A 23,442-nucleotide genomic window follows, 5' to 3' on the forward strand; every position below is an offset into this window, starting at 1 on the left:
ATCATGCCGTTTTATCGTCTGCGCTTTCCGGTCAAACTCACCTTCGCTATTTTGCTGGCACTGTTTATCGGTTTTGAATTCAACCTGGAAACTCCGCGCTGGGCGGTGATGACCGCCGCGATTGTGGCGGGCGGTACCGCGTTTGCTGCCGGGGGCGATCCGTTCTCCGGCGCCCTGCGTCACCGTGGGATGTTACGTATCATCGGCACCTTTATTGGCTGTATCGCCGCGCTGGCGATCATGATTGCCACCATTCGTGCGCCGGTGGTCATGCTATTGCTGTGCTGCATCTGGGCCGGGATCTGCGTGTGGGTTTCTTCGCTGATCAAAGTTGAAAACGCCTATGCTCTCGGACTGGCTGGCTATACCGCTTTGATTATTGTGGTCAGCCTCAATGCCAGTGGCTCAGTGCTGCTGGCGCCACAGTTTGCCGTAGAGCGCTGTAGTGAAATCATCATCGGGATTGTTTGTGCGATCCTCGCCGATATGCTGTTTTCACCCCGTTCAATCAAGCTGGATATCGATCGCGAAATTGATTCGCTGCTGGTGGATCAGTACCGGCTGATGCAGCTGTGTGTGGCGCATGTCGATAAAGACGAGGTCGATAAATGCTGGGCCGGCCTGGTGCGTCGTACTAACGCACTCAGCGGAATGCGTACTCATTTGATGATGGAGGCTGGCCGCTGGCACAAAATCGATCCGCGTCTGCGGGTGCTCCATACTCTGTCACTGACGCTGATCACCCAGGCCTGTGAAACGTTTCTGATCCAGAATAACCATTCTGATTACGTTCCTCCCCAGTTCCAGCTGTTCTTTGAAAAGCCGGTAAATAACGTTGCCGATATTCATAAACGCATGAAAATCATGCGCCGGGTCATCTCCGTCAGCGGCAGCAGAAATACCCCAAACACCCTCAGTAGTTGGGTCGTCGCGGCCAGCCATTATCTGCTGTTGATGAAGGGTATCCACAGTAACAGCCGTATCAGCCGCCTGGAGGAAGAGGTGCTGAATGCCGATCCGGTGGTGAAGATGCGCCCGGCGGAAACACGGCATGCGCTGGTGAACGGCGTGCGTACCTTTGTGGCCACCGCGGTGGGATCGCTGTTCTGGCTGTGGACCGGATGGACGTCAGGCAGTGGGGCGATGGTGATGCTGGCCGTCATTACGTCACTGGCTATGCGTATGCCTAATCCGCTTATGGTTGCTAAAGATTTTCTCTACGGGATGATCGTCGCCATACCGCTAGGTTCGCTCTATTACATGGTAGTGATGCCCAATACCCAGCAAAGCATGCTGCTGTTATGTCTTGCCCTGGGGGCGATGGCATTTATCAGCGGGATACTGATCCAGCGGCGTCAAATCGGTACGTTAGGCGCGCTGGTTGGCACCATTAACATCCTGACGCTGGATAATCCGATGAAGTTCGAAGTCAGCGCGTTTCTGGATAATGCACTTGGCCAGGCGATAGGCTGTTTTGTTGCTTTGCTGGTCATTCTGCTGATCCGCGACACGTCTAAGGCGCGCGTTGGGCGCACCGTGCTCAATCGCTTTATGTATGCCGCCGTGTCGGCGATGACCACCAATACCGTGCGCCGCAAAGAGAATCACCTGCCCGCGCTCTATCAACAGCTGTTTATGCTGATGAACAGCTTTCCTGGCGATATTGAGAAGTACCGGCTGGCGCTGACGCTGATTATTGCACACCAGCGGCTGCGTGCCGCAGATGTGCCGATCAATTCCGATCTGTCTGCTTTCCATCAGCAGCTGCGCCACACCGCTGACCGCGTTATCTCTGCCAGCAGCGATGAGAAAAGGCGTGACTATTTTGCGCGTTTACTTGCCGAGTTCGACGTATATCAGCAGAAGCTGCAACAGTATCAGGCGGCGCAAAGCGTGACTGAACCCGTTGCGCGTTTGGCGATGGTGTTGAAGAAATATCAGCAAACGCTGATCCGGGTTTGAGTTTGTTTGCGCAGATCGGAACCGCGGTAGCAGGGCGGGTGCCGTTTTTAGTCCGTGCCCTCTGGTTTTCGCTACCAGGGGATGGCCTGATGTTGGCACAAAAAAAGCCCCGGCGATCGGGGCTAAGGCATTGTCGGCAGGTTTATAGCAAAAGCTGGACGGGCGGTGGCTTCAGGATTGCGGCGCTAGTGTGTCGGACGGACGTTGGTTATTTATAAAGCTCAGCCGTAGCGTGGTAGTTGCCATCGTTACGCGCTTCAATGATTCGATACGCCGATGCGCCCTGCTCGTCGGCTTTTTGCGAAAGCTGATGACGGATATCTGAAGGGACTCCGAGGATGCCGCTTACGCTCACGCTGCCAATCGGCTGTAGGTTCTGACTGTTAACCTGATCATTATTGACCAGATTAGCCGCACTAGCGGCGAACGACAGCACGGAGGCAAGAGTTAAGGTCGCGATAGTGAATGTTGTTTTCATGATGATAGCTCCAGAATAGTATTGATACGGTAATCGAAAGGTTTGAAAAACTTTTTTTATTCTTGGGATTACCGGCCTGATTGATACGTGATTTGAATTTAGCGCTTCAATTATTTATAAAGCTCGGCCGTGGCGTGCCAGTTTCCGTTTTGATAGTTTTCGATAACACGGTAGGCGTTTGCGCCTTTCTCGCGAGCTTTATCATTCAGCGCCTCGCGGATATCCATCGGTGCCCCCGCAACGCCACTCACACTGACGATACCCATCGATTGAAGATCCTTTGCCTGATCCGCGTTGACCAATTGAGCGGCAGAAGCGCCAAATGTCAGGGTAGAAAGCACGCCTAAGGCAGCAATAGTCGTTTTGATGTTCATGATATTTCCTCGTTATTCGTTCTTAACTTTTGAATGTTTTGATTTGCATCACGGAAAGAATTATAGATCTAATAACGTAAAAAATTAATAGCACGCTAATAATATTAATGTGAGCATAAGGCAATAAATGGGCACTTTTAAGAACGTTAAGTGATAAAAAACGCTCATTTTTTGTGCGTGAGAAGTAAATTCTACGATTAAACAAGGGGATGAGTGAAATTACCTATTCGTGCTTTTATTTGCGGTAGATCACATTGTTACGTGGAGGATTTGCAGCTTTTAGATGAGGTTCCTTCCTTTTCAGCGAGTGAACTATGCTGGAAACCACAGTAGCCCCGCGACAAAGAAAGCGGGGTCGATGATGTATTGACCCTGTGAAAAGCGACCCGGTAATGGAAAATGCCTCACGGCTGATGCTGACGGCGGTAGGGAGCTATCCTCCGTCGCGCGAGGGAGGGAAGGGGCGGTACGCTATCTTTTGGCGGCGACGCTACAGTTCCTGTTCGAACAGCACCAGGATGGCATCATGCAGTTGCTTAACGGTGAATGAACGCGCCGGGGTGATAAAGATGGTGTCATCCCCGGCAATGGTGCCAAGTATCCCTTCCGCTTTACCCAGTGAGTCCAGCAGGCGAGCAATCAACTGCGCTGCGCCAGGGCTGGTATGGATAACCACCAGTGCGTCATTAAAGTCGATATCTAACACCAGGTTCTTCAGCGGGCTGGTCGTGGTGGGCACGCCGAGTTCGGCTGGCAGGCAGTAAACCATTTCCATTTTTGCGTTGCGCGTACGCACGGCGCCGAATTTTGTCAGCATACGTGACACTTTCGACTGATTGATATTTTCAAAACCCTCTTCCTGCAGGGCGTTGACAATTTCTCCCTGAGAGCTGAATTTTTCTTCTTTCAGCAAGGCTTTAAAAGCCTTAATCAAGTCTTCTTGTTTTGATGAATTACGCATAGGTTACCGATAAAAGGGGTTATTAAGGGATACCCGCAGCGGGATATTACATTATTATGCAATTAAATGAATTTTTATGCAAATGGCAAATGATGCGTTGAATGTAAACTCACCGCAAGGCGGCGGAGTCTAACAAATTTTAGCGAAAAAAAGAATTGACCGACTCTGTCGTGCTACGCGCAAAAAGTGAACGAATTGTTATAATGTGGAGGTTGTTCAGGTTAGTATTAAGGGTGTAATGTATCGCAAAATCACGGTAATACCCTGAATATTTGAAGTTGTCGCTCTGTTTGCTGCCTTTGTTCATTCCCGGTTACCTTGCGTTAACAAAGTCCGGTGATCCTTGCATTCGCCGCTATGCGCCACTCCCGTTATTTCAGAAAGGTATTTCCGGGTTGCCCGGCACACAAAATGCGCAAAATATAATAAGGAGTATAGGATGAAAGTTACAGTTCTCGGTGCAGCAGGTGGTATTGGCCAGGCGCTTGCCCTGCTGCTAAAGACCCAGCTCCCGGCAGGTTCAGAACTCTCACTGTACGACATCGCACCCGTTACGCCAGGCGTCGCGGTTGACTTAAGCCACATACCGACCTCTGTCAAAATTGCAGGCTTCAGCGGTGAAGATGCCACCCCGGCGCTGAAAGGTGCTGACGTCGTACTGATTTCGGCCGGCGTGGCGCGTAAACCCGGCATGGATCGTTCCGATCTGTTTAACGTGAACGCCGGCATAGTGCGCAATCTGATTGAGCAGGTCGCTGCCACCTGCCCGAAAGCGCTGATCGGTATCATCACAAACCCGGTTAATACAACGGTGGCAATTGCTGCGGAAGTGCTTAAAAAAGCGGGAGTTTACGATAAAAACAGGCTGTTTGGCATTACCACCCTCGATATTATCCGCGCCAATGCGTTCGTCGCTGAATTGAAAGGTAAGCAGCCTGAAGAGGTCAACGTTCCGGTTATTGGCGGCCATTCTGGCGTGACGATCCTGCCGCTACTGTCCCAGGTTCCGGGGGTTAGCTTTAATGAGCAGGAAACGGCCAGCCTGACTAAACGTATTCAGAATGCGGGCACCGAAGTGGTGGAGGCGAAGGCCGGTGGCGGCTCAGCAACGCTGTCAATGGGCCAGGCGGCGGCTCGTTTTGGGCTGGCGCTGGTGCGTGCGCTCAAAGGTGAAAGCAATGTTATTGAATGTGCCTATGTTGAAGGCGAGGGAGAATATGCGCGTTTCTTCTCGCAGCCGCTGCTGTTGGGTAAGAACGGCATCGTTGAGCGTCGGCCTGTCGGCGAACTCAGCGCGTTTGAACAGCATGCGCTTTCCAGCATGTTGGATACGTTGAAAAAAGATATTACGCAGGGTGAAGAGTTCGTTAAATAACGTCTTTGCGTGAGTGGCCCCATCGCCCGATGGGGCCAACCCGATCGGCTACTGACTCGGTTCCTCTTCGGGATACTCCTGCACCGTGACGGGAAGCGTTAGCTTTTTCTCATTACGACTGATTTCAACGGTGATCACCGTTCCCGGGCGTATTTCTGCCACCTGATCCATCGTTTCCTGCGGAGACTGAGCCACGACGTCATTCAGGCGCGTGATAACATCGTTGACCTGTATACCGGCTGTATAGGCCGGGCTGCCAGGCTTGACCTCCGTCACCGCAATACCCTGACCCTGCATGTTTTCCATATTGTTATTGGGGTCGCTAAAGTGCTGGATCGCCTGTCCGGTAATACCGATATATCCACGGATCACCCGACCATCACGGATCAATTTTTCCATGACTTTGGTCGCCAGCTTGGTAGGGATGGCAAAGCCCAGCCCTTCAGGCGTTTCACCATTGCTGCTTTTATCAAATGACAGCGTATTAATCCCCACCAGTTCACCCAGCGAGTTAATCAGCGCGCCGCCCGAGTTACCACGATTGATCGAGGCATCGGTTTGCAGAAAATCCTGGCGGCGTGAGGGGCTAAGGCCGACACGTCCGGTTGCCCCAATAATCCCCTGGGTTACCGTCTGGCCAATGTTATAGGGGTTACCAATTGCCATCACCAGGTCGCCGATATGCGCAATACGGCTCGGATTGATGGGGATCACTGGCAGATTCGTCGCATTAATCTTCAGCACCGCCAAATCGGTCACGTAGTCAGAACCGGCTAAAAGCGCTTCAAAGGAGCGCCCGTCCTGAAGATTAACAATAATCTGGCTGGCCGCGTTGATCACATGCTTATTGGTCAGAATATAGCCGCGTGGGTCCATAATCACGCCAGAGCCAAGGATATCGCTGGCACCGTTAGCGTTGTGATTATAGACATAAACCACTGCTGGCGCGGCGCGGCGTACCCCCGGATTATAGCTGATCGGCTGCTGGCTGCTGCTGTCCTCCGTTTGCGAAAACAGGCCGCTGCCGAGTCTGAGACCCGGTATCGCTAACAAAAGTATGCCGGCTATTATTAGCCCGAAGATCGCTGAACGTAAGAGTTTGGGTATCATGCCTAATAACGATGAATGGAGAAACGACTGGCAGGATAGCATGAGTTACGCGGACACAGTACCCCGTGTCCGCGCTTGAGTTACTGCAACAGCAGGTAGATATTCTCATCGCCACGCATAACGTTAAGCACCAGCAGCAGAGGTTTTGTCGCCAGTATTTTGCGCAATTCGACCAGGTTTTTCACCGGGGCGCGGTTAATCCCTGTGATGACATCGCCTTTTTGCAGGCCGACCTGGGCTGCCGCCGCGTTTTTCTCGACGTTATCCACCACGACACCTTTAGCGCCATTTTTCGCCGCGCCATCGCTCAGGATGACCCCCTGTAACGCTGGCGTCGCCAGCTCAATGTTGACGCTAGTCTGAATGCTGTTATCCAGCTTCACGCTCAGGGTCAGTGGTTTACCTTCGCGCACCAGCCCCACCTTCACTTCCTGACCTGGTGGAGTGATACCAATCTTGACCCGCAGTTCGGCAAAGTTGGTAATCTGCTTATCATCTACGGTGGTAATGATATCTCCGGCTTTTATTCCGGCCTTAGCGGCGGCTGACTGGGGCAAGACTTCATTGACGAAAGCCCCCTGCCGGACATCAATGTTAAAGGCTTTGGCCATATCGGCGGTCATCGCGGTGCCCTTAATGCCCAGCTGGCCGCGTTTGATTTCGCCAAACTGGATCAGCTGCTGCGCCAGGCTCATCGCCATATTGCTCGGAATGGCAAAGCCAATGCCGATATTGCCGCCGCTCGAGGCCAAAATCGCCGTATTTAATCCGATAAGCCTACCCTTCAGATCTACCAGCGCGCCGCCGGAGTTACCCCGATTGATCGCCGCATCGGTCTGGATAAAGTTTTCCAGCCCTTCCAGATTTAAACCGCTGCGCCCCAGCGCCGAAACGATACCCGACGTCGCGGTTTGCCCCAGACCAAAAGGATTGCCAATGGCAACGGTAAAATCCCCGACCTTCAGCTGGTCGGAATCGGCGATGGTCACCTGGGCCAGATTGTTCGCCCCGTTCAGCTGGATAAGTGCGATATCGGTTTGTTCATCGCGGCCGACAAGCCTTGCGCTAAACTCGCGACCGTCGCTTAGCTGCACGCTGATTTTATCCGCACCTTTGACGACATGGTTATTGGTCAGCACGTAGCCTTTTGCCGCATCGATGATCACGCCGGAAGCCAGCCCCTCAAAAACGGGGGATCTGCCGTTGCCGGGCGTATCTCCCTGACCCTTCTGGTCGAAATAGCGTTTCAGCGGAGCGGGTATCTCCTGCTGCTGGCTGGGGCCTGGCGTTCCCTCGACATGCACGCTAACCACGGCAGGTAACACTTTTTCCAACATCGGTGCCAGGCTGGGCAACTGTTGCCCCTGAACCTGCGTGGGAAGCGGTGCGCTGGCGTTAGCCGTCACGTTGAGCTGCAGACTGAGACTTAATGCTAATGCGCTTAACAGATATGATTTTTTCTTCATCGGGCTCAGCTCTCGCTAGCAGAAGTGGAATAGGTAAAAAGTATGGCAGGAAGTGTGTTGACGGGCAGGTGAGATCGTCAGGAAAAAAAGGGGTGGCGGGCACCCCGATTCATTTACTTAACGGCGCGGTCGCCACGAAGCAGGCCAGAGGCGCTGTCGGGGTAATCACGCGGCATCTGCACCGGCACCTGATCGTTATCCGCTTCAGACTCGGTTAACTGGTAAGCAAACGGGTTCTTCTCCCCCGGCAGGTTAGGCAGCAGATCATGGGATCCCTTTGCCATATGCTGGTACAGCTGGCGATAGTCGCGTGCCATATTATCCAACAGCTCGGCGCTGTGGGCAAAATGGTTGCTCAGCTCCTGATGATAGTCCGCCAGTTCTGCTTTGCTTTTCTCCAGCTCATACTGAAGGCTGTGTTGCTCGCGCAGTTTTCGATTACCAAAACGCATTGCTACTGCGCCGATAATAATCCCAACGACTAATCCAATGAGCGCGTATTCCCAGGTCATAATGACTCCCGTTTTGTCTTCGTTGTTACGTAGGGCTGTTCCATTTAATACCCGTCACTATAACCGCTAATCTGATGGAAGTGGAATCCTGCGGCAGCTTCGCTTAGTGTAGAACGACTTTTTTTTCGACGATCGGCCGTCTGGGCGGGTAATATTTCAGGGAATGTAACTAAATTATGCAAACGATGTCTCCACTGGCGCTGTATCAACAGGCGCTGGACAACGGTGAGTATCAGCCCGATGAGGTACAGCATGCCGCCGTCACGCGTTTAGACGGTATTTATCAGGCATTAAGTCATTCCAGCTCGCCGCCAGCTCCCGCCAGCGTCGGTCTGTTTGGCAAGCTGCATAAGCTGCTGGGAAAACCGAAAACCGATGTTCAGGCACCGGTACGCGGCCTGTATATGTGGGGTGGGGTGGGGCGCGGCAAGACCTGGCTTATGGATATGTTTTTCCGGGCGATACCCGGTGAGCGTAAACAGCGCCTGCACTTTCACCGTTTTATGCTGCGCGTGCATCAGGAGCTCACCGAGTTGCAGGGGCACAGCGATCCGCTACAAATTGTTGCCGATCGTTTTAAAGCCGAAACCGATCTGCTGTGCTTCGACGAGTTTTTTGTTTCTGACATCACCGATGCCATGCTGCTGGGGACCCTAATGGAAGCGTTGTTCAGTCGCGGCATTACGCTCGTGGCGACCTCAAATATTCCACCTGACAATCTTTATCGTAATGGCTTGCAGCGTGCGCGTTTTATCCCGGCGATAGAGATGATCAAGCAGCACTGCGAAGTGATGAATGTGGATGCCGGTATTGATTATCGTCTGCGCACGCTGACCGCCGCACATCTTTGGATCGCCCCGCTGGGTGCTGAAACGTCTGAAGAGATGGAAAGGATGTTTGTTGCGCTGGCGGGCAGGTCCCCTCAGGCGCATGAAGCGCTGGAGATCAATCATCGCCAGCTGCCCACGCTCGGTGTGGCTGAAGGGGTCGTGGCAATGAGCTTTACTGCTCTTTGTGGTGAAGGACGTAGCCAGCATGACTATATTGAGCTATCTCGCCGCTTTCATAGCGTATTGCTGTATGATGTGCCGGTGATGATTTACAACACCGAAGACCAGGCCCGGCGTTTTCTGGCGTTGGTAGATGAATTCTACGAGCGTCACGTTAAGCTGGTGGTCTCGGCGGAAACCTCACTTTTCGAAATTTATCAGGGCACGCGCCTGAAATTTGAATACCAGCGCTGCGTTTCGCGCCTGCAGGAGATGCAGAGCGAAGAGTATCTGCGCCTGGCGCATTTGCCCTGAAATGAAGGCCTGGCGGAATTGCAATTTTATCGTAGAAAACGTTCGATTTTTACGGACGACTTCTCTATAATCTTGCGACCCCACGTTACAGCAAAGGTTTTTTTCCCAAAACTCTTTGTGTTCCAGTAACTCTATCCGAAGGGGTGGGCTTGCTGGTCAAGATGGTCGTGTGAGCTCCAACCGTTTATTCAAGCGTTTGGGATTTCACCAACGTGTAACTTAATTTGGGTAAGCTTTTAGATGAAAACTTTTACAGCTAAGCCAGAATCGGTCCAACGTGACTGGTATGTTGTTGACGCAACAGGCAAAACATTAGGTCGTTTAGCGACTGAACTGGCTCGTCGCCTGCGCGGTAAGCACAAAGCGGAATACACTCCGCACGTCGATACTGGTGATTACATTATCGTTCTTAACGCTGAAAAAGTTGCCGTAACCGGTAACAAGCGTAGCGATAAGATCTATTACCATCACACCGGCCACATCGGTGGTATCAAGCAAGCGACCTTCGAAGAGATGATTGCTCGCCGTCCTGAACGCGTGATTGAAATCGCGGTTAAAGGCATGCTGCCAAAGGGCCCGCTGGGCCGTGCTATGTACCGTAAACTGAAAGTTTACGCGGGCAACGAGCACAACCATGCGGCACAGCAACCGCAAGTTCTTGACATTTAATCGGGATTACAGGCAATGGCTGAGAATCAAAACTACGGCACTGGTCGCCGCAAAAGCTCTTCCGCACGCGTCTTTATTAAGCCGGGTAGCGGTAACATCGTTATCAACCAGCGTTCATTAGAACAGTACTTCGGTCGCGAAACTGCCCGCATGGTAGTTCGTCAGCCGCTGGAACTGCTGGACATGGTTGGTAAATTCGATCTGTACATCACCGTTAAAGGTGGTGGTATCTCTGGTCAGGCTGGTGCGATCCGTCACGGTATCACACGTGCTCTGATGGAGTATGACGAGTCACTGCGTGGCGAACTGCGTAAAGCAGGCTTCGTTACTCGCGATGCGCGTCAGGTTGAACGTAAGAAAGTCGGCCTGCGTAAAGCACGTCGTCGTCCACAGTTCTCCAAACGTTAATTTTTTCTGCTGCGGCAGATTCAATTATCGGAAAACCCGGTGCCTGGCACCGGGTTTTTTATTTTTACCCCGCAACAAAATGCGCCAAAGACACGGGCCTTTACCATTTTCCCCGCAATTGCGTGTTCCCATCCCCACAAGCAGGCTAAAATCTGGTAAACTATGTGTCACTTTGTGCCCATTAGTCGGGCAAAGATGCGTGTATCCTGCATGGTTTGGGAGCGGTCTTCAGGCTAATGGCAATGATGAGTCGCCGCGTGATGGCTATTCGCAGTAATTTTCTCGATAAACTTGGAGGTTTACATGGCTGTCGCTGCCAACAAACGTTCGGTAATGACGCTGTTTTCTGGTCCGACTGACATTTTTAGCCATCAGGTGCGCATTGTGCTGGCTGAGAAAGGTGTGAGTGTCGAGATCGAGCAGGTTGAAACGGATAATCTGCCACAGGATCTGATTGACCTCAACCCATACCGTACCGTACCCACCCTCGTCGATCGCGAGCTGACGCTGTATGAATCGCGCATCATCATGGAATATCTGGACGAACGTTTTCCACACCCACCGTTGATGCCGGTCTACCCGGTTGCGCGTGGTGAAAGCCGCCTGATGATGCACCGCGTTGAGCAGGACTGGTACAGCCTGATGCGTAAAGTTGAAAACGGTACGGCACAGGAAGCGGAAGCCGCACGTAAGCAGCTGCGTGAAGAGCTGCTGGCAATTGCTCCGCTGTTTTCGCGTACGCCGTTCTTTATGAGCGAAGAGTTTAGCCTGGTTGATTGCTATCTGGCTCCGCTGCTGTGGCGCTTACCGCAAATGGGTATTGAGCTATTGGGTGCAGGCTCTAAAGAGCTGAAAGGCTATATGACTCGTGTCTTCGAGCGTGATTCCTTCCTTGCTTCCCTGACGGAAGCGGAACGTGAAATGCGCCTGCACACGCGGGGCTGATACGATGGAAATGTCTCAACTGACCGCACGTCGCCCCTATCTGCTGCGCGCTTTTTATGAGTGGTTGCTGGACAACGATCTCACGCCGCATCTGGTCGTCGACATTAATTTGCCCGACGTGATGGTTCCGCTGGAGTATGCGCGTGATGGGCAGATCGTGCTGAACATCGCACCTCGCGCGGTGGGCGATCTGGAGTTGGGCAATGATGAAGTCCGCTTCAGCGCACGCTTTGGTGGCGTTCCGCGCCAGGTTTCAGTTCCGCTAGCAGCCGTACTGGCGATTTATGCCCGTGAAAACGGTGCCGGCACGATGTTTGAACCTGAGCCAGAGTACGATGGGGTCGACGAAAGCGAGGCCTCAAACGGCGAAGATCAAGCCCCGGAAACGGTCATGTCGGTCATTGACGGCGATCGTCCTGATGACAGCGTGACCGGTGACGATGGCCCCGATGACGAACCGCCTCCGCGCGGTGGGCGTCCGGCGCTGCGCGTGGTGAAATAAATCACCTTTCCAGGTGGCTAAAACGACCTGATGAAAACGGTGGTGGAATAGATATCCGGTGGCCTGATGGCTGCCGGATTTTTTTTTGCTGCATCCGGGCGCGTTTTCCGTCGGCCAATAAAGCACATGGCCGACGGAGGACGTCATTGGGGTTTAGTACACATCGCGCAGATAGCGCTTCTCTTTCTTCAGCTGGTCCACATAATCCGCCGCGCGTTCTGACGACATGCCGCCAAACTGACTGATAATGGCGTACAGCGCTTTGTCCACGTCTTTCGCCATGCGTGACGCATCGCCGCAGACGTAGAAACAGCCGCCTTCCTGTAGCCAGGCAAACAGCTCTGCCCCCTGTTCCAGCATACGATCCTGCACGTAAATTTTATCCGCCTGATCGCGTGAGAAGGCCAGGTCGAGGCGGGTCAGCAGTCCGCTTTCCTGCCAGGCTGACAGCTCATCGCGATAGATATAATCGTGCTCCTGATGCTGGTCGCCAAAGAACAGCCAGTTTTTACCTTTTGCGCCCAGCGCTTCGCGCTCCTCAAGGAAAGCGCGGAACGGCGCGATGCCAGTACCTGGCCCGATCATGATCAGCGGCGCATCGTTGTTCACCGGCAGGCGGAAGGCCTTATTTGGCGAGATAAAGATAGCCGGCTTTTCACCGCGCTTCACGCGTTCCGCAAGGTAAGTCGAGCAGACGCCGCCGCGTGCCCGCCCGCCGCTGTGATAGCGCACGGAAGCAATGGTCAGATGCACCTGGTTTGGATGGGCTTTCTGGCTGGAAGAAATAGAGTAGGCGCGGTGCTGTAGCGGTCGCAGCAGGGCCATAAATTCGGGAATGCTGAGCGAGCGGGTGGCATCGAGCTGTAGCAGGTCGAGAGTGTCTTTCCCCCATAGCCATACGCCTAGCGCATCCCTGTCATCGTGCTGTAGCACATGACGCAATTCCTGATTGCCGGTGTTCTGTCCTACCCATTCGATCAGCTTGCGCGAAGGTTCTGAAATCTCGAACTGGTAGGTCAACAGGTCGCCCAGGCTTCTCTCAAAGCCCGGCACCGGCGTATCGTAGTCGGATTTCAGCTGGGCCAGCAGCAGGTTAACCAGTGCCGGTTCGTTTACCGGAATAACGCCCAGCGCATCGCCAGCCTCATACTTCAGGCCGCTGTCGCTCAGGTCAAACTCAAAGTGGCGGATGTCCTTGCCGGAATCTTCGCCGGAAAGACGTTTGTTGGTGACCAGCGTTGCCGCGTACGGATTATTTCGGTTACCGCCGGGGATAGCCGGTGCCTCCGGCGCGCTGTCCAGCACGTTGCCGCTGCTGCCGGCGCTGGCGGCGAACTGTGGCATCGACTGGCCAAGCCACGCGTTGGACGGCTCCTCATAGTCGATATCGCAGTCAATACGTTCATAGACCCGTTTAGCGCCCAGCTGCTCAAGACGCATATCGATAAATTTACCCGCCTGGCAGAAGCCGTCATAGCCGGTATCGCCAATCGCCAGCACCGCAAAGTGCATTTGTTCAAGGCGTGGTGCGGTGCTGGCAGAGATGGCCTGCCAGAACAGCTGGGCATTGTCCGGCATTTCACCTTCGCCGTAGGTCGACGTGATCACCAGGACGTGGCGCATGGTGGCGAAGACGTCGATATCCACTTCATCAAGGCTCTGAACGACCGGGACCAGGCCTTTCGCACGCGCGGCCCTGGCGGCGCTTTGCGCCAGCGCTTCGGCATTGCCCGTCTGCGAACCAAACAGGATATGCAGCTGGGTAGTGGTGGCCGATGCCGATGCCCCGGCTGCCTGGGGCTGATTTTCCAGTACCAGCAGGCGTGAGTGTAACCCGGCAAGAAAACCTGCCAGCCAAAACTTCTGCTCGCCATTAAATGGCGCATCTTCAGGAATATAAGGAATTTTCATCGCGTTTATCTACTCAATCCCGTTTCTGAGTCACTGTTGATATTCAGTGCGTTATCCGGCTAATTTCCCGACCGCTGCCGCTAATTCAGGCAGTGCCGCGCGGGCAAACAGCTCTTCAAAGTCAGGCAGTCGTCCCAGTACATCTCTGTTGCACGCATCCTGATACAGGATCCAGCCATAGGTGGCCAGACTATCCATTGAACGAATATTACGTTGCGTCAGAGCCGCTTTGTAATCCGCCATGCGTTTGGCGCCGATCAGGCAGGCCAGCTGCTCATCGCTGTAGCTTTCAATCGCGGCGCGGCCGTGACGCTGTAATTTGCTAATCAGAGTAAAGTCCTCCGTCATCAGCAGATTGCGCACCGCTTTTTCCACCGCCGGGTCCTGCACCGCGGTGCCTTTCGGCAGGCGGGACAGCGCCAGCTGCTGGGCGCAGCTCAAAACGGTGTAGTTGTTCAGCAGCACCAGCATTTCAGGGGTGTCCATTGCGCCGTAGGCCGGAACCGATCCGTTAGCGATAGGTTTGCCAGCACGCCATGCCGCTTTGAATTTCGCCACCTGGTGACCCGCGAGGGCGGTGGAAAGCTCTTCCAGCAGGTCCTTACGCGCTTTTGCCTTAAGGATTTCCGCACCGTCCTGATACAGCAGCAGGGAACGGGGCATCACGTAAACAAAATGCTGGCTTTCCGTTTCCCAGTGGTCGAGTAACCAACGGGCGCGTGGCGAGCCGGTGGCCTCGAGATGCCAGTTCAGCATCGTCAATACCGCCTGCTGATGCACGCGAGCCATCTCATTGTCATCACTGATGGCGGCGATCATCACCGAGTCAGCGGCCGCGGACCCTGCCAGCGTGCCATAGGGGTCGTACTGGTAGGCGAAACCGCCGCTCATACCGTTGCCGAAACCCGTTCCGTAGGTGCCGAGGTTCAGCACCGCGCCGTTGGTCATATACTCACAGCAGAAATCACCGACGCCTTCGACCACCGCCGTGGCCCCCGAGTTACGCACGGCAAAGCGGTCGCCCGCCTGGCCTTGGGCAAACAGACGCCCGCCGGTGGCCCCAAACAGGGCAAAGTTGCCGATCAGCACGTTGCCTTCCGCATCCTGCGAGCCGCCGCCCGGCGACATCACGATAATCTCGCCGCCGCACTGGCCTTTACCTACGCCATCGTTGCAGGTGCCCTGGTGCTGTAACCGCATGCCGTCATTACAGAACACACCATAAGACTGGCCGGCCGAACCGGCGGTGACGATCGTCACCGTGGCCGGAGCAAGGTAGCGACGACCGCGATCGTCCTGTAGTGCCGCCGGGATGCGGGCCACATGTTCGGCGTTCAGCTGATGGTTGAGCAGGCGTTCGATATCGATAGCCAGCAGCCCACCGACGCTTTTATGACGGTTGTTGAGGGTGATGCCATCCCCCAGGAGGATCTCGCGCGATCCTTTGGTGACCAGCTGTTCCTGTAAGCGATCGATCCAGTCGTTATCCAGCGTGAAATCTTTTTCCAGATACACCGGATGGCTGATTTTTACTTCGGGAACCACGGTCAGCATGGCGCGCAGATCCAGCTTACCTACTTCCAGCGGATGATCCATCAGGTGCAGCAGGTCGGATCGGCCGCGGGCTTCGCGCAGTGAACGCAGGCCGAGCCGCGCCAGCATTTCACGTACTTCGTGTGCCACGTTGATAAAATACTGCGCCAGCTGGCGCGGATCGCCGTCAAACGCCTCGGCGTTGGTGGTCAGACCCGCCGGGCATTTCACATTGCAGTTTTTTGCCATCACGCATTTCAGCATCATCAGCGCCGTGGTACCGAACTCAAAGCTGTCACCGCCCAACAGCGCAGATTTCACCACATCGCTGCCGGTCTGCTGTGCGCCGGAGCAGCGCAGCAGGACTTTCTCACGCAGGCCGTTGGCGCAGAGCGCCTGATGGACCTCAGCGATGCCGATTTCCGCCACGCGTCCGGTGTATTTCAGGCTGGTGACGGAAGCTGCCCCGGTGCCGCCGGTATTTCCGGCCACGTTGATCACATCAGCACCGGCTTTTGCCACGCCCACCGCAATGGTGCCAATCCCTTCCGAGGAAACCAGCTTGACGATGACGCGTACGCGGGCGGCTTTACAGTCGTGGATCAGCTGCGCCAGATCCTCGATTGAGTAGGTATCGTGGTGCGGAGGAGGGGAGACCAGCTCTACGCCTGGCGTACCGCCACGGGCTGCGGCGATTTCTACCGTCACTTTGGCCGACGGCAGCTGGCCGCCTTCGCCGGGCTTCGCCCCCTGACCAATTTTAATTTCCAGCTCTTCCAGCATCGGATCGGCCAGATAGGCTGCCCAGACGCCGAAACGGCCGGACGCCAGCTGCTTAATGCGTGATGCACGGAGGGTACCGTGACGCGAATAGTGCTCGCCGCCTTCACCACAGTTGCTCATGCCGCCGACCATATTGGTGCCGTGCGCCACCGCTTCGTGCGCTGGAGCGACCAGCGCGCCGTGGCTCATCGCCCCGGAGGCAAAGGTGCGGGTGATTTCGTGCGCCGGCTGAACCTCGCTTAACGGCAACGCCGGAGCGATAGTGAAGATGCGCGCCAGATACTCCGCCGCTTTGCCGCTTGCCGTCAGCAGCAGCGCATCCGCCGTTACCTCGGCCCGTGAAATTTCTTCACCGAAGCGTTTAGCCAGCACGCCGCACAGGGTGGTCAGGCGTTCCTGCTCGCTTTTCAGTCCGCTTACCGCATCGCTCAGGCGCAGCCTGAACTGGCCTTCGCATTCTGCTATGGCCTCGCATACCAGGCCGCGCACCGCAAAGCCGTTGTTAACCAGCGAATAACGGCCCAGTTTGCGGGTGAATTCCGCTTCGCTGTCGACATGGGTTAAATCTGCCGGGAAGGCAAGAATATCGCGTAGTGCCGCCGGACGGCGTTTGCGTTCTTCCAACATCAGGCTGGAGAACTGGCGGTAGTCAGTGGTAATAGAAAAGTTATCGATGACCTCGTCAGGAATACGTTCAAAGCTGCTGTCGGCGAAGGATTTTGTTTTGATATTAAAAGCATTATCCAGTTTTGCCAGCGTCATCAGGCGGATAAAGTTATCCTCCTCACGCGGTGTATCGGCAAAGCGAATAGGCTGCTCCGTCATATCAATGAAGGTACGCACCGCAATGGTGCCGTAGGAGTGGCCTGCGCCTTCCGCCCGTTCTTTGAACAGGCCGAGCAGCGGAACGTCACTTTCACCCTGCACGCGCAGCGCGCTCTGATGCCAGTCAACCGCCATCTGCGCGATAGAGGCAAAGCCCGCACCGCCCACCGGGGTTTTGATGTTAGGGAAATACTTTTTCAGCACGCGATCTTCAGTATCCAGGAAGTTCGGCTCAAAGAATTCGCCGCAGCTGTAGCTCTCCACGGTACACAGGCCCACTTTGCCCATGGTTTTCATCAGGGCTTTCTCAGCGGCTTTAGCGTAACGCTTAAAGGCTTTATTGCCGCCTTCACCCTCGCCATACTTCTCTTCGGCGCGCATCTGCACGCCCAGGGGATAGATAGCGGAAGCGCCAAAGCCCAGCGCCGCCGCGATATGGTGGGAGGAGATGCTCTGGCCGCTTTCAACCACCAGCGACACGTCCAGACGCAGACCTTCCTGCACCAGGCGCTGGTTAATGGCGGACACCACCAGCAGCATCGGGATAGCGGCGCGCGTGCTGGAGAGATGCCGGTCGGTGATCACCGCGATGCCGCCCTGTTCACGGGCGAAGTCGACAACCTGCTGCGCCAGGTCATCAATGGCGTGCTCCAGTGCATCCGCATTGGCCGCGCGGCTTGCGGCATCGCTGCCGATCGCCGGCGTATAGAGCATGTCAAAGCGAGCATATGGCGCCACGGTCTGCTCACGCAGTTGCAGCATATCAAGGTGCGTCAGGATCGGCGTGGGAACGACGATCTGTTGGCCCTTGCTGCGACCTAAATGCGGCTTGGCACCAAGAGCAACTCGCAGGGTCATGCCGTCAACCTCACGGATGGAATCCAGCGGGGGATTGGTCACCTGGGCAAAACGCTGGGAGAAATAGTGCGCCATGCCGCCTTCATGGTCGGACAGGGCGTTGATGGCGTTGCCGTAACCCATTGCGGAGATTTTCTCTGCGCCAGTGGTCAGCATCGGGTCCATCATAAACTTGAAGCTTTCCTGATTGTAGTAGTACGCCACGAATCGCTGCCAGGTTTTGAGATCGCCGCCGTAACGCAACGGCGATCCCTGCTGCTCAGCCGGCACCACCGGCAGATCCTGCAACAGCACGCGGGACTGCGCCAGCAGGGCAGGATAGTCTGCCACCGCCGCCAGTTTTTCCAGCGCTTCAATCGTGGTGTAGCTGCGCTTCTCGCGGTGATCGTAATACAGCATACCGCCCGCTTCGATACGGCCACGGCGCAGCACGCTTTCGGGCGGGAAGGCGATCTGGCCTGCTTCCGACATCGCGCCGATATAGTCGGCGGTTTCCACCGAGCGCAGTGGGCGCAGGCCGAGGCGGTCGAGACGCGCGCCGATCACCTCGCCATTGCCGAAAATCAGCGCTGCCGGGCCGTCATTTTTCTCTTCATACAGGGAGAAATACTCCAGCATGGCGCGCACTTCCGTCGACAGTGACGGATCGTTTTCCCAGGCGGGCGGCATCATGGACACCACGGCGGTGATCAGGTCAAGATTGTCTTCCATCAGGCGGCTGTGGATGCTCTGATCAAGACGCGAGCTGTCCGATTGCCCCTTAGGACGCACGATTTTCTTACCGCGCGCCAGCGCCAGCGCGGCTTCGGCAATACGGTTTTTACGGTCGGTGTTCAGCTCGCCGTTGTGCGCCATCAGTCGGAACGGCTGCGCCATGGTGGTATGCGGGTCGGTATTGGTTGAGAAGCGCGTGTGGAAGAACAGACCGCGTACCTGATGATCGGGATCGGTCAGGTCCTTGAAATACGGGATCACTTCATTCGAGTTCAGACGTGCTTTCAGCACCTGGGTACGCGAGGAGAGTGACAGCGGGTAGAGTCCGCCGAATTCACTTTCGCTAAACGCGCGGGCTTCGATTTGCAGCAGGGCGCGATAAATGCGCTTCTCGAAATCAATCTGGCTGGTGATATCGTCAGGGGCAGCAAATATCCATTGCACGATGGGCAGCTGGAAAGAGACCGCTGCCGGACGCAATACGCCGTTATCCAGCGGCATATCGCGCCGGGCAATAATCTTCAGGTCACAGGAGTGCAGCGTCTCTTCAACCAGACGCTCGGCGTTGGCGCGCAGCGTGCTGTCCTTCGGCACGAAAAAGTTACCCACGCCAAAACGCCCAGCTTCCAGCGCTTGCCCGGTGATTTTACGGAAGAAGTGCAGCGAAAGGTCCACGTTGACCCCGGCTCCATCCCCCACGCCTTCGGCTGACATCCCCCCACGGTGCGGAACTGTGCACAGGGCACCGTGTGCCATTTCCAGCACCTCATGGGTTTGTGCGCCATCCTTACGCGTAATGAAGCCCACGCCGCAGCTGTCGCTGTCTTTCGATGGGTCATACAAGCCGTAAGGGAAAGGTTTTGAGTTGGACATCGTGGGCCTCCTGAACTTCTTTTGACATTACCTGTATTTTTTCAGGCACAGAGCGCAACGGAGTGTTGCCTCAGGCTCTGTATCATTTGCTTGCCGCTAGAATGCGGACACTGTGACTCCGGGCATGTCACTATCAGACAAAATCTTAACGTCCTTTAATGACCTGCTCGCTAAAATCCTGGTCTCAAATGGGTGATAACTTGCATCACGAGGGGATCGTCTTGCTGCATAGATATGCCGAGACACTGGCCCATAAGAAAAGCTTCCGGCGAATTTCCAACTTATCGGGAAAGCTTACTCAGGTCAAATAGCGGCTTTACTTATGCCTTTTTGCGCTTTTGTTGGGTTATCGTTTTGATATGTAAGAATATATCAGCTCTTTATTCTCTGTTGTGTGGGGGGCGGATGGGCTAGATAGTGTGAGCTGACTCACTATAGGGCAGGGAGCAAATCTCTGCACCATGCTGGTGCCGGGGTGATCGCTGGCATAATATGCTGATAATGAGAGTAAAGCCGCATGAACGCACTGTATTTGCCGTGGTGGAGTTTTTGAATAAAAAGGAGTCAGAATATTAGAAATATTAATGACAGGCGAAATGGTTAAAATTTCATAAAATATGAATGGTTATGCGATATGCGAAGTTGAAGGTGGCGCGGGTGGCCAGCGGCGTCGGCAGAATGAGCCGGGCTGAATTCGGAACGGCCCTACAGATTATGCAGTTATAAAATTTAGTCAATAGTTTTTCGCTTCACTTTCTCACCCTCGGCAACACGATCGGATGGCTGCGGGTCATGTCCTTTGTGCCACTGCGCTTCGATGGGCTGCGCGCCCGTATGCAGACGATAATTCTGCCAGCGCCAAGTCAGAATGCACGATAAACGTGCACGGCCGTGGCTTTGTGCAGATCGCACGGCGCATTGGTGTTTTAAACAATTCCGGTATGATTGCTACTATCAGGCTGAAAAGGATCTTTTATGAAACAAATTCGTTTGTTAGCGCAGTACTACGTGGATTTGATGGTAAAACTGGGGCTGATCCGTTTTTCACTGCTGCTGGCTTCTGCGCTGGTCGTGCTGGCGATGATTGTGCAAATGGCCGTCACGATGGTGCTGCACGGTCATGTTGAAAGCATTGATATGGTACGTTCGGTGTTTTTCGGCCTGCTGATAACTCCGTGGGCGGTCTATTTCCTTTCGGTCGTCGTGGAACAGCTGGAAGAGTCGCGTCAGCGGCTGGAGCGGCTGGTGGATAAGCTGGAGGAGATGCGTAAGCGCGATCTTGAGCTAAATCAGCAGATGCAGGGCAATATCACCCGCTTAAATCAGGAGATTGCCGATCGCATCAAGGCTGAAGAGGAGCGCCTGCAGGTGATGGCGCGGCTTAAAGATGAGATGGCGCGTCGCGAAGAGGCGCAGATTGAACTCGAACAGCAATCCTCATTTCTGCGATCTTTTCTTGATGCCTCACCAGACCTGGTGTTCTACCGCAACAGCGATCGTCAATTTTCCGGCTGCAACCGGGCGATGGAGCTGCTGACGGGCAAAAGTGAAAGGCAGTTGATTGGGCTCTCGCCCAGGGAAGTGTATGACGACGCTGCGGCCACCAAAGTGCTGGAAACGGACGAAAAAGTATTCCACCACAATGTTTCGCTCACCTATGAGCAGTGGCTGCAATATCCTGACGGGCGCAAAGCCTGTTTTGAAATCCGTAAGGTGCCCTATTACGACCGGGTTGGTAAACGCAGCGGGCTGATGGGCTTCGGACGCGATATAACCGAGCGTAAGCGTTATCAGGACGCTTTAGAGAACGCCAGTAGGGAAAAGACGACCTTTATCTCAACGATCAGCCACGAGCTGCGTACGCCGCTTAATGGCATTGTCGGTCTGAGCCGCATCCTGCTGGATACCCATCTTGACCCGGAACAGCTTAAGTACCTTAAAACTATCCATGTGTCGGCCATTACCCTCGGCAACATTTTTAATGATGTGATCGAGATGGACAAAATGGAGCGGCGCAAAGTTCAGCTGGATAACCAGCCGATGGACTTCACCAGCTTTCTTACTGACCTGGAAAATATCTCCGGGCTGCTGGTCGAGCCCAAAGGACTCCGGTTCGTGCTGGAGCCGCAGTTACCCCTGCCACAAAAAATCCTGGTCGATGGCACCCGCCTGCGCCAGATCCTGTGGAATCTGATTGGTAATGCGGTGAAATTTACCCAGCAGGGTGAAATTGTGGTGCGCGTTGGCTATCAGAGCGAAGAGTGCCTGCGTTTTGATGTTCAGGATTCCGGTATTGGCATCCCGCAGGACGAGCAGGACAAAATTTTTGCCATGTATTACCAGGTGAAAGATCGGCACGGCGGTAAACCTGCCACCGGCACCGGCATTGGGCTGGCCGTTTCTCGCCGCCTGGCTCAAAGCATGGGCGGTGATATCAGCGTTACAGGCGCACCCGGTGAAGGCTCATGTTTTTCACTGACGCTTAACGCCCCGCGTGTCGCTGAGGCCTCACAGGACGCACGAACGGAAGATGACATGCCGCTGCCGGCCCTGCACGTACTGCTGGTGGAGGATATTGAGCTGAATGTCGTGGTCGCCCGTTCGGTATTGGAAAAGCTGGGCAACAGCGTAGAGGTGGCGATGACCGGCCAGGATGCGCTGAACATGTTTGAGCCGGATGAATTCGACCTGGTGCTGCTGGATATCCAGCTACCGGATATGACCGGACTGGATGTGGCACGCGCTATTCATCAGCGTTATCCCCATGCACAGCTGCCACCGCTGGTGGCGCTGACGGCTAACGTGCTGAAGGACAGGCGGGAATATCTGGATGCGGGTATGGATGACGTCCTGAGCAAGCCGCTGGCCGTTCCTGCGCTGACGGCAATGATCAAGAAATACTGGGACTTTCAGACAGAGGACTTTCCGGCGGCCCCCGAGCTTAGCATGGGAGAAAAAGAGCGGGCGCTACTCGATTTACCCATGCTGGAACAGTATATGGAACTGGTCGGCCCCAGTTTAATCCATCAGAGTCTGGCGATGTTTGAGCAGATGATGCCTGGATATCTGGCGGTACTGGATTCAAATATGATGGCTCGCGATCAGAAGGGCATTGCGGAAGAAGGGCACAAGATTAAGGGGGCGGCGGGTTCTGTCGGGCTGATGCATTTGCAACAGGTGGCAAAACAGATCCAAAGCCCGGAACTGCCGGCATGGTGGGACAACGTTCAGGAGTGGATCGATGAACTCAAACTCGAATGGCGGAATGATATGGAAGTTTTGCGGCAATGGGTAACAGACGCTGAAAAAAAATGACCCCGACCGAAGCCGGGGTGCGCGAAGACTGCGCCAACACCAGGGAAATTGGTAACCTGTGCTGTTCTGATAGGTCTCGTCGGGAGCACAGGTTTGGTATTGGGTAAAACTCAAAACGTCTGTTCACTACCTTAGCAAATTCTGAATCACATGTTACCAGATTCATTAAAATGTGTGATGTTGAACGGTGTTTGTCAACAGGAGACCCGAATTTGAACATATAGTCAAGCACGGAATCAGTTTACGCGTCAGGTTGCTTGTTTTTTAAGCGCTTCTGTATTTTATTTGACCAAGACTATTAGGGGGAACACGTAACATGAAAGGGTTTCTCACCGCAGCTGAACTTAACTTTTTAAAAGTAACATAATTCCGTCTTAACTTTATGTTTTTATTAGTTTTACCCTGTTTTTTTAAGTAATATCTGAATAAATTTGACTTCAGCTGGTACAAATTATCCGATAGTGAGTGAGAAAAATTTAAAAGCTGAGTCTGTGATGGTGTTGAAGCTCTCTGAGCAGTACCTTTGCATAACAAAATAAGTAGCATAATGAAAAAAACAGTATG

Annotated in this window: 16 protein-coding genes; 8 read left to right on the plus strand and 8 right to left on the minus strand. The window is 54.4% G+C overall.

The window, feature by feature from the left end; genetic code table 11:
• Window positions 1–3 precede the first annotated feature (3 nt).
• Entirely contained in the window at window positions 4–1,962 is a 1,959-nt protein-coding gene (gene aaeB / locus ETA_RS02585; RefSeq protein WP_012440058.1) for a p-hydroxybenzoic acid efflux pump subunit AaeB, read from the plus strand.
• 208 nt (window positions 1,963–2,170) lie between these two features.
• Here aaeB and yhcN (ETA_RS02590) read toward each other — a convergent pair whose 3' ends face one another.
• The 3 genes from yhcN (ETA_RS02590) to argR all read right to left on the minus strand — a co-directional run bounded on the left by yhcN (ETA_RS02590) (window position 2,171) and on the right by argR (window position 3,775).
• A complete protein-coding gene (gene yhcN / locus ETA_RS02590; RefSeq protein ID WP_012440059.1) occupies window positions 2,171–2,440 on the minus strand; it encodes a peroxide/acid stress response protein YhcN in 270 nt (89 codons plus the stop codon).
• A 110-nt stretch (window positions 2,441–2,550) separates the two neighbouring features.
• Entirely contained in the window at window positions 2,551–2,814 is a 264-nt protein-coding gene (yhcN, locus tag ETA_RS02595; protein ID WP_012440060.1) for a peroxide/acid stress response protein YhcN, read from the minus strand.
• A 490-nt stretch (window positions 2,815–3,304) separates the two neighbouring features.
• Complete coding sequence (gene argR, locus ETA_RS02600) at window positions 3,305–3,775, minus strand: transcriptional regulator ArgR (protein WP_012440061.1); 471 nt, start codon at window positions 3,773–3,775, stop codon at window positions 3,305–3,307.
• A gap of 439 nt (window positions 3,776–4,214) precedes the next feature.
• Between argR and mdh the strand changes: the two genes are divergently transcribed.
• Window positions 4,215–5,150, plus strand: coding sequence for a malate dehydrogenase (mdh, locus tag ETA_RS02605; protein ID WP_012440062.1), 936 nt, complete (start codon window positions 4,215–4,217; stop codon window positions 5,148–5,150).
• Window positions 5,151–5,198: 48 nt separating this feature from the next.
• On the opposite strand, the gene degS is transcribed toward mdh, so the two are convergent.
• From degS to zapG, 3 genes are all read right to left on the minus strand, one after another.
• Window positions 5,199–6,260, minus strand: coding sequence for an outer membrane-stress sensor serine endopeptidase DegS (gene degS, locus ETA_RS02610; RefSeq protein WP_012440063.1), 1,062 nt, complete (start codon window positions 6,258–6,260; stop codon window positions 5,199–5,201).
• A gap of 80 nt (window positions 6,261–6,340) precedes the next feature.
• Window positions 6,341–7,726 carry a serine endoprotease DegQ gene (gene degQ, locus ETA_RS02615; RefSeq protein WP_012440064.1) on the minus strand — a complete coding sequence of 462 codons (1,386 nt, stop codon included), beginning with the start codon at window positions 7,724–7,726 and terminating at the stop codon, window positions 6,341–6,343.
• 113 nt (window positions 7,727–7,839) lie between these two features.
• On the minus strand, window positions 7,840–8,238 hold the full coding sequence (gene zapG, locus ETA_RS02620; RefSeq protein WP_012440065.1) for a Z-ring associated protein ZapG: 399 nt from the start codon (window positions 8,236–8,238) through the stop codon (window positions 7,840–7,842).
• A 176-nt stretch (window positions 8,239–8,414) separates the two neighbouring features.
• On the opposite strand from zapG, the gene zapE reads away from it, so the two are divergent.
• The 5 genes from zapE (at window position 8,415) to sspB (ending at window position 12,066) form a co-directional block, all read left to right on the plus strand.
• Window positions 8,415–9,542: a cell division protein ZapE gene (gene zapE / locus ETA_RS02625; protein ID WP_012440066.1), complete on the plus strand. Its 1,128-nt coding sequence runs from the start codon at window positions 8,415–8,417 to the stop codon at window positions 9,540–9,542.
• Between the two features lie 240 nt (window positions 9,543–9,782).
• Window positions 9,783–10,211 carry a 50S ribosomal protein L13 gene (gene rplM, locus ETA_RS02630; RefSeq protein WP_004155066.1) on the plus strand — a complete coding sequence of 143 codons (429 nt, stop codon included), beginning with the start codon at window positions 9,783–9,785 and terminating at the stop codon, window positions 10,209–10,211.
• Window positions 10,212–10,226: 15 nt separating this feature from the next.
• Complete coding sequence (rpsI, locus tag ETA_RS02635; protein WP_004168023.1) at window positions 10,227–10,619, plus strand: 30S ribosomal protein S9; 393 nt, start codon at window positions 10,227–10,229, stop codon at window positions 10,617–10,619.
• 303 nt (window positions 10,620–10,922) lie between these two features.
• Window positions 10,923–11,564: a stringent starvation protein SspA gene (gene sspA, locus ETA_RS02640; protein ID WP_012440067.1), complete on the plus strand. Its 642-nt coding sequence runs from the start codon at window positions 10,923–10,925 to the stop codon at window positions 11,562–11,564.
• A 4-nt stretch (window positions 11,565–11,568) separates the two neighbouring features.
• Entirely contained in the window at window positions 11,569–12,066 is a 498-nt protein-coding gene (sspB, locus tag ETA_RS02645) for a ClpXP protease specificity-enhancing factor (protein ID WP_012440068.1), read from the plus strand.
• A gap of 153 nt (window positions 12,067–12,219) precedes the next feature.
• Here the strand turns inward: sspB and ETA_RS02650 are convergent, their stop codons facing one another.
• Window positions 12,220–13,977 (minus strand): sulfite reductase subunit alpha, encoded by a 1,758-nt coding sequence (locus tag ETA_RS02650; protein WP_012440069.1) that lies wholly within the window; start codon window positions 13,975–13,977, stop codon window positions 12,220–12,222.
• Between the two features lie 51 nt (window positions 13,978–14,028).
• A complete protein-coding gene (locus tag ETA_RS02655) occupies window positions 14,029–19,563 on the minus strand; it encodes a glutamate synthase-related protein (RefSeq protein ID WP_012440070.1) in 5,535 nt (1,844 codons plus the stop codon).
• A gap of 975 nt (window positions 19,564–20,538) precedes the next feature.
• Here ETA_RS02655 and arcB point away from each other — a divergent pair.
• Entirely contained in the window at window positions 20,539–22,878 is a 2,340-nt protein-coding gene (gene arcB, locus ETA_RS02665; protein ID WP_012440071.1) for an aerobic respiration two-component sensor histidine kinase ArcB, read from the plus strand.
• The last annotated feature ends 564 nt before the right edge of the window (window positions 22,879–23,442 follow it).

The sequence above is a fragment of the Erwinia tasmaniensis Et1/99 genome (assembly GCF_000026185.1).
In the GTDB taxonomy this organism is placed as follows: Bacteria; Pseudomonadota; Gammaproteobacteria; order Enterobacterales; family Enterobacteriaceae; genus Erwinia; species Erwinia tasmaniensis.